General features: G+C 60.4%; 1 protein-coding gene. It reads left to right on the top strand.

Going from position 1 to position 450, the window contains the following annotated elements; translation table 11 throughout:
• Nucleotides 1-124 precede the first annotated feature (124 nt).
• The coding region (locus J5M56_RS25350) for a LysR family transcriptional regulator (RefSeq protein WP_207938103.1) at nucleotides 125-450 on the top strand (326 nt) is incomplete at its 3' end.

Below are 450 nucleotides of genomic sequence, written 5' to 3' on the forward strand. Positions count from 1 at the left end.
GTTCATATGACCTCGATCAGACGTTAGTGATGGCTTAACTAATCGAGATGGTATGCTCATGATTGGGGAATAGGGTTCCCCATAACCGGTGCCAAGCCGCTTGAATGCCAAACCCGGAGGCCTCATGGAACTGCATAACCTGAACGACATCGCCGCCTTCGTCGCCTCGGTGGATACTGGAAGTTTTACGGCGGCGGCCAGGCAACTCGGGCTGACCCGCTCGGCCGTCGGTAAATCGATCGTGCGGCTCGAATCGCGTCTGCAGGTCCGTCTGCTCAACCGCACCACCCGCAGCCTGAGCCTGACCGACGATGGTCGGGTGCTGTATGAGCGATGTGTGGGCATCTTGCAGGATCTGGACGAGGTCGAAGAGGCTTTGGCGTTCCGCCGTTCGACGCCCAGCGGCCGCTTGCGCATGAGCCTGCCGGTAGCACTGGGCCGGCTGCACGT

The sequence above is a fragment of the Pseudomonas sp. 51_B genome (assembly GCF_017491595.1).
In the GTDB taxonomy this organism is placed as follows: Bacteria; Pseudomonadota; Gammaproteobacteria; order Pseudomonadales; family Pseudomonadaceae; genus Aquipseudomonas; species Aquipseudomonas promysalinigenes.